A 12,785-nucleotide genomic window follows, 5' to 3' on the forward strand; every position below is an offset into this window, starting at 1 on the left:
GCTCCACGTTCCTTTTCTTAGACAAGGGGAGGGATGTGCGCAATGCGCCGCTTAGCCGCGGAGGCGGGCCTGATAATCGCCGCTTTGCCAATCCGCGCGGAACTGCCACTGATCGTCTGGTTGACGGGCGGCAAGGGCTTCGTCGATCTCGACCTCGTCAAAGCCGCTGCGCCGTGCCATGGCGTATTGGTCCGCCAATACATGGCCGCGCGCGCGCAGACGGCCCGTGTAGCCGCGCAGACGCAAGGCACGTGCGATGGTAAAGCCGCGCCCGTCCGCTGATGAAGGAAAATCCACGCGGATCATCTCAAGCGTCGGGGTCAGCTCAATGCCCTCTGGTATCGTGTCCGAGGGTAGATCGAGGGCCACGCAGTCATTGGCCGCTCCGGTGGAGCAATAGCTGCGGGTCCAGTCATCGGCGGCAAAGCCGCTGTCGGTTACAATAACGCTCATTGTGTTGCTCCTGTCCGGACCATTTTGTCGTCGACAAAATGGATGCCACATTCATCTTTTTCCTGTCCGCGCCAGCGACCTGCGCGCGGGTCTTCGCCTTCGGTCACCGGCGATGTGCAGGGCGTACAGCCAATCGACGGGTAGCCGCGTGCAACCAGCGGGTGCCGCGGTAGCGCGTTTTCAGCCATATATTCCTGCACATCCGCGCTGGTCCAATGGGCCAGCGGGTTGACCTTGAGCCGGCCTGTACCTGCCTCGACCTCAAAGGCCGGCAGTTCGGCACGAGTACCCGACTGGTAGCGCTTGCGCCCCGTGATCCAGCCGTCAAACCCTTTGAGCGCCTGATCAAGGACGCGGGTTTTGCGCAGGTCACAGCAGGCATCGGTATCGCGCTGGTGCAGCGTGTTATCAGGGTCTTCATCCAGCGTGTCCGCGCGTAAGACCTGCACACGGTGCAAACCCAGCTTTTTGGCCACCTCGCGCTGATAGGTCAGCGTTTCGGGGAACAACAGCATCGTGTCGATGAACAGGACTTGCACATCTGGCTTTACAGTGGCTGCCATATGCAGCAACGCCACGCTCTCCGCACCAAAGCTGGAGACAAGCGCCAGATTTGGTGCGGCCTGAAACGCGCGGCGCAGCACATCGGCTGCGGCGTGGTGTTTCAGCGCCGTGTTAAGCGCGTCAACACGCGCATTGATGGGCTGATCAAGCGGCATCGGCTTTAGCCTGCGGATAAAGTGCAGCCTTGAAGGGCGCGAGCCCGAGGCGGCGATATGTTTGTAAAAATGTCTCGGCACGCTCTTTGCGCAGGTCCAGATAGGCCATCACCAACCGCTCGATTGCGGGGGTGATTTCCTCGGCCGAGAAACCGGGACCAGCACGTTCACCGATGCTGGCGTCTTCGGTGCCGTCGCCACCCAGCGTGATCTGGTAGTTCTCCACGCCGGCGCGGTCCAGTCCAAGGATGCCGATATGGCCCACATGGTGGTGTCCGCACGCGTTGATGCAGCCGGAAATCTTGATCTTCAGCGGGCCTACGTCATGCTCAAGCTTTAGATCGTCAAAACGGGTGGCGATCTCTTGCGCAATCGGGATCGAACGTGCGGTGGCCAGCGCGCAATAATCCATGCCGGGGCAAGCAATAATGTCCGAGATCAGACCGATGTTCGCCGTCCCCAGACCGGCCTCTTTCAGGCGGGCATGCAGCGCGGGCAAATCGGCGCGGTGCGTGTGGGGCAGGATCACGTTCTGCTCATGGGAAATACGTAGTTCATTGTGGCCGAACTCTGCCGCCAGCTCCGCCATGACGCGCATCTGGTCAGAGGTCGCATCCCCCGGTGTGGCACCATGCGCCTTGAGCGAGATTGACACAATCGCGTAGCCAGCCGCACGGTGATCGCTTAGGTTGGTGTCAGCCCACGCACGGAACACTGGATCATTAGTATAGGCGGTTTCATAAGCGCCCAGTGATTTGGTCACGAACTGAGGCAAGGCAAAGTCCGCCTCGATGCGTGAAAGCATCTGCTGGTCAACGCCGGTGAACTGTGGCCGGATTAGTTTATATCGTGCATCAACTCGGGCGCGGATGTCTTCGATGCCGTTTTCATGCACGGTGATCTTGATACGCGCTTTGTATTTGTTATCGCGGCGACCCAGCAGGTTATAGACGCTGACAATGGCTTCCAATGTGGGCAGCAGGTCTTCGGAGGCCACAAAATCATACAGCACTTTGCCGATCATAGGCGTACGGCCAAGGCCGCCGCCAACAATCACGCGGTAGCCGCGCGCGCCGTCCTGTTCAACGATCTGCAGGCCGATGTCATGCGCTTTGAGCACTGCACGGTCATGGGACGCGCCTGAGACGGCGACTTTGAACTTGCGGGGCAGGAACTGGAATTCGGGGTGGTCGGTGGACCACTGGCGGATCAGCTCTGCAATCGGGCGTGGGTCGGCAATTTCATCCGCGGCAGCGCCTGCGAAATGGTCTGCGGTCACGTTGCGGATAGTGTTGCCGGATGTCTGAATTGCGTGCATGTCCACTTCGGCCAGCGCATCAAGCATATCAGGCACATCGCGCAGTTCGAGCCAGTTGTACTGGATGTTCTGGCGCGTTGTAAAGTGGCCATAGCCCTTGTCCCACTTGTCCGCGATATCGGCAAGCTTGTGCATCTGGTGGCTGTTCAGCGTGCCGTAAGGGATCGCGACGCGCAGCATGTAGGCGTGCAATTGCAGATACAGACCGTTCATCAGGCGCAGGGGCTTGAATTCGTCTTCGGTCAGGCTGCCGTCAATCCGGCGCTCCACTTGTGCGCGGAACTGGGCGTTGCGCTGCGCGATGAATTGGGAGTCAAAATCGGAATAGGCGTACATTATACGTTCTCCTGTTTGCCATGGGCATAGTTGGAGGGGCCGGTGGCGCGAAAGGCCTCGCGGAAGTGTGTGGTTTGAATTTGGCCCTGTTTAGGATCAACAGCAGTCAGGTAAACGCCCACGACTTCAGCACTGCGCGCCGAGGCCTCAATCAGGCGCAATTGCGCGTCCGCCTCGTCGGTGAGGACTTCGGCATCTTGCAGGTCGCGCACCCAATCGGAGCCGCGCAGATAAACGACATCCCCTTCAATTAGGGCATTTGCGGTGATGACAGAGGGTTCGAACGATTTGGGCATTAAGCAAATTCCTCAAGCTTGAGAGAGGGGGCCGCGGCAAAGGCTGCGCGGGGGGCAAGCCCCAGAAAGGTGAGTGCGGGACCACCGAGCTGTGCTGCCTCAAGGGCGGCAGGCAGGGCGTCAAGCGTAGTCTCCAGCACGCGCTGGTCGGGTCGGCTGGCGTTTTCGATGATGGTCACGGGGGTGTGCCGGTCTGCGCCGTGCATCAGCAGGCGGCCCTGAACAAAACGGGCGGATTTCTTGCCCATATAGATCGCCGCAACCTCGTTCGGTTGGGCCAGCGTGCGCCAGTCATGATCGGCAAAGCCGCGTGTGTCATGGCCGGTCATGAACCGCACAGAAGTGTTGCGCCCGCGCCGTGTCAGGCTTTGCCCGATGGCGGCGACAGCGGCAGAGGCAGAAGTAATGCCCGGCACGATGTGCCAGCCGATGCCATGCGCATCGACCGCATCAATTTCTTCGTCCAGACGGCCGAAAACAGTGGCATCACCGGATTTCAACCGAACAACCTGTGCGCCGGCCTGAGCGTGCTCAACCAACAACGCGTTGATATATTCCTGTGGTGTGTGACGGCCAAAGCCCTCTTTGCCCACATCAATCATGGTTGCCTCACGGCGCGCCAGTTCAAGGATCTCTGGCGTGATCAGGCGGTCGTAGATCACCACGTCAGCCTCATCCAGCGCACGACGCGCTTTCAGGGTCAGCAGCTCCGGATCACCGGGGCCGCCGCCAACAAACGCCACATGGCCCGTGCGGGCAGGTTTGTGCAAGTGCATATCAAGCAGTGCCTCAAGGGCGGGCAGAACGTGTTCCTCACCGTCACTGATCGCTTTGGGACCAGCGTCAAAATAGAACGCACGCCAGAAATCACGCCGCGCACGGCCAAAGGACAGGGCGTAGGATGCCTTGCGGAAAGTCTTGCCGATGCGCGCCAGCGTTCCGAGGTTTTGGGGCAGACGCTCTTCCAGATCAGCCTTGATTGCGCGGGCCAGCACCGGCGCCGCACCTTCTGTGCCGATAGCAATCGTCACTGGGTAGCGGTCCACAATGGCGGGCGTGATGAACTGGCTGTCTTCGAGGTTGTCGACGATATTGACCAGCGCACCGTAGGCCCGCGCCAACAGCGCTGTGCGCGCATCCTCGGTGGCATCTTCGTTCGCGCCATAGAACAGCTTGACGCAAACAGCATCACCATGTTCCATCGCGCGGGTCACAAGAGTTAGACGCTTCTCATGGTGCCACTGCTCGATCTCGCGGGCAGGTTCAGCAGCAAAGACTGTGATCCGCGCGCGGGTTTTCATCAGCAGACGCAGCTTGGCCAGCGCGGCGTCACCGCCCCCCGACACGATAATGCGGGAGTTCTGTGTGCTCAAGAAGATCGGGAAATGGTTCATCGGTCACGTGTCCTCTGCGTTGCTGCTCTATAATAGAATGCTGTTCTGATAATTTGCCATATGTCTGGATATATAAGGATGGTTGTTCTATCTTGCTGTTGAGGCAGAACATGCGTTTTGTAATTTTGGGAGAAACGGAATGGCCGTCCGGATAGATGCGACTGACAGGAAGATTCTGGCGGCGCTTCAACGCGATGCGAGCCAATCATTGGACGATATCGCACGCGAAGTGGGGTCCTCAAAGACACCGGTGTGGAACCGGATCCGCAAAATGCGCGAGGGCGGCGTGATCGGACAGCATACTGTGGTGCTAGACGCCGATGCGCTGGGGCTGGAGGCATGTTTCTTCGTGCTGATCCGCACGTCCGAGCATGAGGCCGAGTGGCAGGCCAAGTTTCTCAAGGCCTTGCAGGACCGCCCGGAAGTGCAAGAGGCGCACCGGCTTGCGGGGGACATCGACTATATCCTCAAGGTGCGGGTCGAGAACGCCCGCGCCTACGACCGTTTCTATCAGGCTCTGATTTCCGAAGTGCGGGTGCACAATGTCACTGCATTGCTGTCGATGGAGCAAATCAAATCCACAACGATGTTGCCCATCTAGGCGCTGACCATCAGTTCGTCGAGCTTGTGAAAATGGTAGGAGTTGGCAAAGCGTGGCGGGGTTTCCAGCTTTAGCTTTGGCAGACGCGTAAATAGGGCGGGCAGGGCGATCTGCATCTCCATCCTTGCCAGCGGCGCGCCTAGGCAGAAGTGCAACCCGCCCCCAAAGGCTGCGTGGGGTTTGGCCGCGCGTTCCGGCATGAACGTGTCTGCCGCGTCATACACAGCCGGATCACGCCCCGCCGCGGCAAGGACAAGCCCCACACGGCTACCTTGGCGCCGCCAATCTCAACGTCTTCATAGACATAGCGGTCAAACATATGCAGCGGCGGCGTATAGCGCAGCAACTCTTCGTAGGTGGCGGCCACGGATTGCGGGGCCAAAGCCTCTAGCGGTGTTGCGTCTTCGATCAGGCATTTGACAGCATTGCCGAGGCTATGCACCGTCGCCTCATGGCCTGCGTTCAGCAATAGCACACAGGTGCTGATCATCTCTTCCGTACTCAGCCGTGATCCGTCCTGCTGGGCGGCGATTAACTCAGAAATAAGGTCATCCGCAGGCGCGTTGCGGCGGCTGCCGATATAGGTCGTGAGAAAGTCAGCGAATTCTTCCGCTGCCTGTGCGGCGGCATCCTCGACCGCGCGGGTGCGGCCAGCTTGATACATCGCTACCATCGCGGCGGACCAGCGCAGCAGGTCGGCAGACATCTCTTTTGGAACGCCCAAAAGCCGCGCGATGATGCGCACTGGCAGCTGGGTGCAAAACGCAGGGATCAGATCAAAGCTGCCTTGGGCGGGAAGGTTGTTCAACAACTCTGCTGTTACCGCTTTGATGTCAGGCTCAAGTGCTGCAATCTGGCGTGAGGTAAACGCGCGCAAGACCAGCCCGCGCAGGCGTGTGTGGTCGGGGCGCTCTAGCTCCAATAGCGAGTGCCGCTCAACCGCGTGAAACGAGGCAAGGTGGTCAGGCACGGGCGTGGCCTGATCAGGCGGCACAGCACGGCCCAGGCGGCGGTCGCGCAGTAAGGCATGAACGGTGGCCGCATCAAAGGCCGCGGCAAAGCCGTAGTCTTCCCAGAACACCACAGGCCCACAAGCGCGGGCGCGATCATAGAAGGGATAGGGATTCTGGATGAAATCAGAATCAAACGGTGATTGGGAGAGGCGCTGCATGGCCGCACAAAGCGCAGTTGTGCTGGTAAATGCAAGGCCTTGCGCGTAAATTGGCCGCCATGAGATACAGGTTTGGCAGGCGCGGCCTGAGCATTGTTGGTTTTCTGATCTGCGTGGCAGTGCTGAGCTTTGCGGTCTGGCGCTATGCGACCCATCAGGGGCTTGCACAGCTGTCGGCGCGTGGCGCTGCCGATCTGGCGCTGGCCAGTGACCGTTTGGTTGGCCAGCTGCAACGTTACCGCGATTTGGCAGTTGTCATGGCGGATCATCCTCAGGTTCTGCAGTTCCTCGAAGGAGCCGCGCGCCCCGAGGACAAAGCCTTGTTGCGCGGCGTGGCGGACCGCTCTGCCGCACTTGATGTTATGGTTATTGACCGGATGGGTCGCGTTCTGGCCGCAGCAGAAGATGGTGCGGGCAGCGTTAATGCGATGAGGTTTGTGCGCCGCGCGCTTAATGGGGCGTTGGGGCGGGGTTATGGGGCCGGTACAGCGGCCGGGCGTAGCTATTTCTACGCCGCACCAGTTTTTGGTGCGCAGGGGCGCGTGTTGGGTGCGCTGGTGGTCTCAACCGATCTCAGCTCGGTTGATTATGCATGGCGAGGGGATACGCCGCCTGTGTTCTTCACCGACGCGCGCGGACAGGTTCAGGTCTCCAACCGGTCCGAGCTGATCTATTGGCAGCGACCAGCGGGCGCGCCGGGGTTACGTCCACGGCAGGGGGAGGAACCCGCATTCGAGGCAAGTTTCATCGGTTCGCATGAGATTTGGCATCTGGGCTGGGGACCTTACCTGCCAGACGTTGCGTTGCATCTGGTTCAGGATTTGCCGGTGATCGGGATGCGGGGCGAAGTGCTGATGGATACTAGCGTTGTGCAGCGGCTGGCTAATGCCCAGGCCGCAGCGGTCGCCGCGCTGTTTCTGGCTTTTGGCGCGCTGTTATTTCTGGCAACCGAACGGCGGCGAACGTTAGCGCGCGCCAATGCCCAGCTTGAAGCGCGAGTCCGCGCCCGTACCCAAGCGCTGCGCGACATTAACAACGAATTGCGCCGCGAGGCGGCAGAGCGGACAGAGGCGCAAATGGCTCTCGGGCGCGCGCAGGATGATCTGGTTCAGGCCAGCAAGCTTAGCGCGCTGGGGCAACTGAGCGCCGGCATCAGCCACGAGCTGAACCAGCCGTTGATGGCGGTGCAATCTTTTGCAGAAAACGGCGTGCAATTCATCGCGCGTGGCACCCCAGAGCGCGCGGCAGAGAACCTTACCCGCATATCCGAGCTGGCGAATCGGATGGGGCGTATCATCAAGAACTTGCGGGCCTTTTCGAAACAGGAGGCGGTGCAGCAGGTGCAGGTTGATCTAGGGGCGGTGATCGCATCTGCGCTGGACCTTACGCAAACGCGGCTTGAGGAGATGGGGGTAGAGCTGGTGTATGACGCGCCAGATGCGCCGGTCTGGGTGCGTGGCGGTGAGGTCCGCTTGGCGCAGGTTTTTGTCAATCTCATCTCCAACGCGCTGGATGCGATGATCGAGGCGGAGCAGCGTAAGCTTGAAGTCATCATCCGGCAGGACCAGCAAGGCGTTACCGCCACGATCACCGATAGCGGTCATGGCATCGCCGCGCCAGAAAAGGTCTTTGATCCGTTCTATTCCACCAAAGATGTCGGTGCAGCCAAAGGCATGGGGCTGGGTCTGTCGATCAGCTATGCCATCGTGCAAAGTGTCGACGGTGAGATTCGCGCCCACAACACCGATGGCGGCGCGTGTTTCACCGTAACCTTGCAACCCATGACACAGGAACGCGCCGCATGAGCAAGACTGTCCTTTTGGTTGATGACGATTCTGCCGTCTGCGAGGCGCTGGCCCAAACGCTAGAGTTGGCCAATCTCACCTGTATCACGGCGGGTGCCTTTGTTGTGGCGGCCGATCACATCTCGGCTCAGTTTGACGGGGTCATCATCTCGGACATCCGGATGCCAGGGCGGGACGGGTTTCACCTGTTGTCCCATGTGCGCCGGATTGATCCCGACCTGCCGGTGATCTTGCTGACCGGAGAAGGCGATATCCCAATGGCCGTCAAAGCGATGGGTGAGGGGGCTTTCGGCTTTCTTGAAAAACCCTGTGCGGCGAACGAGTTGCTGGCGGTGGTTGAACGTGCGCTAAAGACTCGGGCGTTGGTGTTAGAGAATCGCGAATTGCGCCAGATGGTTGATCACGGCGATCCTGCGTCGCGGATGCTTTATGGTTCGTCCGAACAGGCCCAAGGTTTGCGCAGGCATGTCCGCCGCGTGGCGCAGGCGCAAGGCGATGTGATGATCGCCGGAGCGCAGGGCACCGGAATCTCCAAGGTCGCCGAAGTGATCCACCTGTGCTCGCTCCGCTCCAAACGTCCCTTCATCAAGCGCGCGGCGCATGATCTGGACGCCGCCGCACTGGCTGCCGCCTATGATGAGGGCGAAGGCGGCAGCCTGTTCATTGACGAAATCAGTAGACTGCCTGCCCAAAGCCAGCTTGCGCTTGCCGAAACCCTTGACGGTGCGCCCGCCACGCGGCTCATTGCCGGTTCTACCCTCGATCTGTCACAAGAGCTTGAAGCGGGGCGTTTCCACGCGGATCTATATTACCGGCTGAATGTGATGCCTGTGCGTATCCCGACGCTGGCAGAACGCCCCGAGGATATTCCGGTGCTGTTTCATCGCTACGTCGCACTGGCGGCAGAGCAAAGCGGCCAACCTGCGCCGCTGATCACGCCGCAATTGGAAGCGGCGTTGATGGCCCGCGATTGGCCCGGCAATGCGCGCGCCTTGATGACAGAAGCGATGCGTTTTGTCATGGGGATGACCGAGAACGACAAGCAAGGGCAGGTTGACGAGACCTTGGGGTTGGTGGCGCATCTGGCCCAGATCGAACAATCCCTGATCGAGGGTGCACTGCGGCGGGCAGGCGGGCAGGCAAGCGAGGCAGCCCGTGTTCTCAAGCTGCCGCGCAAGACATTCTACGACAAGTGCGCGCGCTACGCGATCAAGCCCGAAGACTTCCGCCTCTGAGTCGGTTGGCGTGTTTGTGCGGATTTCCGCACAACTTTGGGAATGCCGGTGCGGATTTCCGCACGCATGCGTCTTGATGTTTGCGCTACCACTTCGCGGTTCGTCGGGTAAGCGGTTAATATAAAATAGAAAATCGGAATTTTAGTGCCGATATGTCAGCACGCTTGCAGTAGGTGATCTCTCATTGAATAGTGCTTCCAGCGCGGCGAAAAGCCGCCCTGTGATCAAATTCTCTGGGAGGAGACATCATGAAATTTGTAACCGCGGCCGTTGTGGCCATCACTCTGTCTGCCGGTGTTGCTTCGGCTGCATGCGACGACGGCGAAATCGTCATCAAGCTGAGCCACGTCACAAACACAGACAAGCACCCCAAAGGCATCGCAGCGTCGCTTCTTGAAAGCCGCGTCAACGAAGAGATGAACGGCAAAGCCTGCATGGAAGTTTTCCCGAACTCCACGCTGTATAACGATGATCAGGTTCTTGAGGCGCTGCTTCAGGGTGACGTTCAGATGGCTGCACCTTCGCTGTCCAAGTTCGAGCAGTTCACCAAGCAGTTCCGCATCTTCGATCTGCCCTTCATGTTCAAAAACATCAACGCTGTAGATGAGTTCCAGAACTCTGAAACCGGTCAGGCGATGAAAGAATCCATGACACACCGCGGTCTGCTAGGCCTCGCGTTCTGGCACAACGGCATGAAGCAGATGTCGGCCAACAAGCCGCTGAACCTGCCTTCCGATGCTGATGGTCTGAAGTTCCGCGTGCAGAACTCTGACGTTCTGAAGGCACAGATGGCGGCGATGGGTGCATCCCCACAGCCGATGGCCTTCTCAGAAGTATACGGAGCGCTGCAAACCGGCGTTGTAGACGGTCAAGAGAACACATGGTCCAATATCTACGGCCAGAAGTTCTTTGAAGTTCAGGACGGCATCACCGAAACCAACCATGGCATCATCGACTACATGCTGGTGACATCCACTGATTGGTTCGACGGTCTGCCAGAAGATGTGCGCACGCAGCTGTCCACAATCGTGGCCGAAGTGACCGAAGCGCGTAACGCTGAATCTTCCTCCGTGAACGCAGCTGCCAAGGCCGCGATCCTCGAAGCGGGCGGCGTTGTACGCGAGATTGACGCAGCCGACCGTGAGGCATGGGTTGGCGCGATGAAGCCCGTCTGGGCTGAATTCACAGCCGACGTTGGTCAAGAAAACATCGACGCAGCGCAGGCGATCAACGCCAAACACTAAGACCGCAAGGTCTGACACACACCCCGCCTGCACGTGACAGGCGGGGTGACGTTTTGCACGCATCGCGCGCTTTCCCCCCATCAGTAGGAGTGTTCAATGGCACATGCTTACGTGGCAAAGACGGCCATAGGCCGCATCGTCAACGAGATCGAAGAGACCGCAATTGCTGTCCTTCTGGGCCTGATGACGATCATTACCTTCATCAATGTTGTGTTGCGCTACGGCTTTAACACCGGCCTGATCTGGGGCCTTGAGGCTGTTACCTTCCTGTTTGCGTGGCTTGTGCTCTTCGGGGTCAGCTACACGGTCAAAGTGACCGCTCAGTTGGGTGTCGATGCAGTGATCAACCTGTTTTCCCCCTCCATTCGGCGGTTGCTAGCCTTGATCGCAGGGGCGGTCTGCATCCTTTATGCGGTCTTTGTGATGAAGGGTGCGTGGGACTACTGGGCACCTTTCGCAGGGCTAGACGCAACAACTGGCCGGTGGTTCCCAACAGGATTTGCCAACACGCGCGACCAAGCATGGTACGAGGTGATCGACATCCCGTTCCCCGAATGGCTCCGCTGGATCGAGCCGATCATGAACGAGGGCGAAGCATACGGCAAACTGCCACGATTCATCCCTTATGCGATCTTGCCGTTTGGCATGGCCTTGCTGCTATTCAGATTCATTCAGGCCTTCATCCGCGTCTGGCGCGGTGAAGCAACCAGCCTGATCGTGAGCCATGAGGCCGAAGACGACATCAAAGATGTCCAACATATGAACGCGGGGAACTAAGCGGATGGAAGTTCTTGTCCTATTCATGATGGTCGTCGGCCTGATGCTGATTGGTGTGCCAATCGCGATCTCGCTGGGGACGTCCTCTATTATATTCTTGCTGGTGCTGTCCGATACCTCGCTGGCGTCAATTGCTCAGACACTGTTTCAGGCGATGGCGGGGCACTACACGCTGCTGGCGATCCCGTTCTTCGTGCTGGCGTCATCGTTCATGTCCACCGGCGGGGTGGCGAGGCGGATAATCCGATTTTCCATCGCGCTTGTCGGTCATTTGCCGGGTGGTTTGGCGATTGCGGGTGTCTTCGCCTGTATGCTGTTTGCCGCCCTGTCAGGCTCGTCTCCTGCGACCGTGGTTGCCATCGGCTCCATCGTAATCGTCGGCATGCGCGAAGTCGGCTATACCAAGGATTTCGCTGCAGGCGTAATTGCGGTGGCGGGCACTTTGGGCATCCTGATCCCACCCAGCATCGTGATGGTTGTCTATGCATCGGCAACGGACGTGTCCGTCGGGCGGATGTTCCTTGCGGGCGTCATTCCGGGCCTGTTGGCCGGTACCATGCTGATGGTTACGATCTACATCATCGCGCGGGTGCGTAACCTGCCAAAGGGTGAATGGCGCGGCTGGGGCGAGGTACGCTCTGCTGGGTTTGAGGCCGGTTGGGGGCTGTTCCTGATCGTGATCATTCTGGGCGGCATCTATGGCGGTATCTTTACCCCCACCGAAGCGGCGGCGGTTGCGGCTGTCTATGCCTTCTTCATCGCCAACTTTGTCTACCGCGATATGGGTCCACTGCATGTAGCCGGTGACGGCAACAATCTGGCCTTGTGGCAAAAGCCCAAAGCGCTGCTGACGGTGTTCTTCCACCGCGATGTGCGCGACACGCTGTTTGATGCGGGTAAGTTGACGGTAACGCTGATGTTTATCATCGCCAACGCGTTGATCCTTAAGCACGTGCTAACAGACGAGCAGATCCCGCAGCAAATCTCGGCGGCGATGCTGAATGCGGGCTTCGGTCCGGTGATGTTCCTTGTCATTGTGAACGTGATCCTGCTGATCGGCGGCCAGTTCATGGAGCCGTCGGGCCTGTTGGTTATTGTGGCACCGCTGGTGTTCCCTATTGCGATCGAGCTTGGCATTGATCCGATCCATCTGGGCATCATCATGGTGGTGAATATGGAAATCGGGATGATCACGCCGCCGGTAGGGCTCAACCTGTTTGTGACCTCAGGGGTGGCCAACATGCCGATGATGAACGTGGTGCGTGCCGCACTGCCGTTCCTTGCCGTGCTGTTCGTCTTCCTGATTATGGTAACCTACATTCCGATCATCTCGACTTGGCTACCGACGCTTATGATGGGGCCTGAGATCATCACGAGATAGGGCAGGCACCTGCACCAGAAAAAAAGGGCGCCGGACCATAATTGGTCCAGCGCCC

Annotated in this window: 11 protein-coding genes and 1 pseudogene; 6 read left to right on the forward strand and 6 right to left on the reverse strand. The window is 59.1% G+C overall.

The annotated features are described in order from the left end of the window. Nucleotides 1-51: 51 nt before the first annotated feature. From V7730_RS12735 to cysG, 5 genes are read right to left on the reverse strand one after another with little or no spacing between them, the layout of a single operon-like run. Entirely contained in the window at nt 52-453 is a 402-nt protein-coding gene (locus V7730_RS12735; protein WP_335747973.1) for a DUF934 domain-containing protein, read from the reverse strand. Next, nucleotides 450-1,172 carry a phosphoadenylyl-sulfate reductase gene (locus V7730_RS12740; RefSeq protein ID WP_335747974.1) on the reverse strand — a complete coding sequence of 241 codons (723 nt, stop codon included), beginning with the start codon at nt 1,170-1,172 and terminating at the stop codon, nt 450-452. Before V7730_RS12740 ends, V7730_RS12735 begins: the two co-directional genes overlap by 4 nt. Then, nucleotides 1,162-2,826: a nitrite/sulfite reductase gene (locus V7730_RS12745; protein ID WP_335747975.1), complete on the reverse strand. Its 1,665-nt coding sequence runs from the start codon at nt 2,824-2,826 to the stop codon at nt 1,162-1,164. Before V7730_RS12745 ends, V7730_RS12740 begins: the two co-directional genes overlap by 11 nt. Beyond that, nucleotides 2,826-3,122 carry a DUF2849 domain-containing protein gene (locus tag V7730_RS12750; RefSeq protein WP_335747976.1) on the reverse strand — a complete coding sequence of 99 codons (297 nt, stop codon included), beginning with the start codon at nt 3,120-3,122 and terminating at the stop codon, nt 2,826-2,828. Before V7730_RS12750 ends, V7730_RS12745 begins: the two co-directional genes overlap by 1 nt. Further along, nucleotides 3,122-4,516: a siroheme synthase CysG gene (gene cysG / locus V7730_RS12755; protein WP_335747977.1), complete on the reverse strand. Its 1,395-nt coding sequence runs from the start codon at nt 4,514-4,516 to the stop codon at nt 3,122-3,124. Before cysG ends, V7730_RS12750 begins: the two co-directional genes overlap by 1 nt. Before the next feature lie 139 nt (nt 4,517-4,655). Between cysG and V7730_RS12760 the strand changes: the two genes are divergently transcribed. Next, entirely contained in the window at nt 4,656-5,117 is a 462-nt protein-coding gene (locus tag V7730_RS12760) for an Lrp/AsnC family transcriptional regulator (RefSeq protein ID WP_335747978.1), read from the forward strand. On the opposite strand, the pseudogene V7730_RS12765 reads toward V7730_RS12760, so the two are convergent. After that, nucleotides 5,114-6,288, reverse strand: a pseudogene (locus V7730_RS12765) (cytochrome P450). The gene V7730_RS12760 and the pseudogene V7730_RS12765 sit on opposite strands and share 4 nt — an antisense overlap. 59 nt (nt 6,289-6,347) lie before the next feature. On the opposite strand from V7730_RS12765, the gene V7730_RS12770 reads away from it, so the two are divergent. The 5 genes from V7730_RS12770 (at nt 6,348) to V7730_RS12790 (ending at nt 12,730) form a co-directional block, all read left to right on the forward strand. Then, nucleotides 6,348-8,093: a sensor histidine kinase gene (locus V7730_RS12770; RefSeq protein WP_335747979.1), complete on the forward strand. Its 1,746-nt coding sequence runs from the start codon at nt 6,348-6,350 to the stop codon at nt 8,091-8,093. Next, nucleotides 8,090-9,328, forward strand: coding sequence for a sigma-54-dependent transcriptional regulator (locus tag V7730_RS12775; RefSeq protein ID WP_335747980.1), 1,239 nt, complete (start codon nt 8,090-8,092; stop codon nt 9,326-9,328). Before V7730_RS12770 ends, V7730_RS12775 begins: the two co-directional genes overlap by 4 nt. A gap of 248 nt (nt 9,329-9,576) precedes the next feature. Continuing rightward, nucleotides 9,577-10,572, forward strand: coding sequence for a DctP family TRAP transporter solute-binding subunit (locus V7730_RS12780; protein ID WP_335747981.1), 996 nt, complete (start codon nt 9,577-9,579; stop codon nt 10,570-10,572). A 96-nt stretch (nt 10,573-10,668) separates the two neighbouring features. Further along, complete coding sequence (locus V7730_RS12785; protein WP_335747982.1) at nt 10,669-11,349, forward strand: TRAP transporter small permease; 681 nt, start codon at nt 10,669-10,671, stop codon at nt 11,347-11,349. A 4-nt stretch (nt 11,350-11,353) separates the two neighbouring features. Further along, nucleotides 11,354-12,730: a TRAP transporter large permease gene (locus V7730_RS12790; protein ID WP_335747983.1), complete on the forward strand. Its 1,377-nt coding sequence runs from the start codon at nt 11,354-11,356 to the stop codon at nt 12,728-12,730. Nucleotides 12,731-12,785: the final 55 nt, after the last annotated feature.

Source organism: Sulfitobacter sp. (assembly GCF_036961165.1).
In the GTDB taxonomy this organism is placed as follows: Bacteria; Pseudomonadota; Alphaproteobacteria; order Rhodobacterales; family Rhodobacteraceae; genus Sulfitobacter.

What these genes read in the sequence shown, in the direction of transcription:
- V7730_RS12760 (WP_335747978.1), top strand. Translation starts at nt 4,656, where the DNA reads ATGGCCGTCCGGATAGATGCGACTGACAGGAAGATTCTGGCGGCGCTT.
- V7730_RS12780 (WP_335747981.1), top strand. Translation starts at nt 9,577, where the DNA reads ATGAAATTTGTAACCGCGGCCGTTGTGGCCATCACTCTGTCTGCCGGT.
- V7730_RS12790 (WP_335747983.1), top strand. Translation starts at nt 11,354, where the DNA reads ATGGAAGTTCTTGTCCTATTCATGATGGTCGTCGGCCTGATGCTGATT.
- V7730_RS12770 (WP_335747979.1), top strand. Translation starts at nt 6,348, where the DNA reads ATGAGATACAGGTTTGGCAGGCGCGGCCTGAGCATTGTTGGTTTTCTG.
- cysG (WP_335747977.1), bottom strand. Translation starts at nt 4,516, where the DNA reads ATGAACCATTTCCCGATCTTCTTGAGCACACAGAACTCCCGCATTATC.
- V7730_RS12785 (WP_335747982.1), top strand. Translation starts at nt 10,669, where the DNA reads ATGGCACATGCTTACGTGGCAAAGACGGCCATAGGCCGCATCGTCAAC.
- V7730_RS12750 (WP_335747976.1), bottom strand. Translation starts at nt 3,122, where the DNA reads ATGCCCAAATCGTTCGAACCCTCTGTCATCACCGCAAATGCCCTAATT.
- V7730_RS12735 (WP_335747973.1), bottom strand. Translation starts at nt 453, where the DNA reads ATGAGCGTTATTGTAACCGACAGCGGCTTTGCCGCCGATGACTGGACC.
- V7730_RS12775 (WP_335747980.1), top strand. Translation starts at nt 8,090, where the DNA reads ATGAGCAAGACTGTCCTTTTGGTTGATGACGATTCTGCCGTCTGCGAG.
- V7730_RS12745 (WP_335747975.1), bottom strand. Translation starts at nt 2,826, where the DNA reads ATGTACGCCTATTCCGATTTTGACTCCCAATTCATCGCGCAGCGCAAC.
- V7730_RS12740 (WP_335747974.1), bottom strand. Translation starts at nt 1,172, where the DNA reads ATGCCGCTTGATCAGCCCATCAATGCGCGTGTTGACGCGCTTAACACG.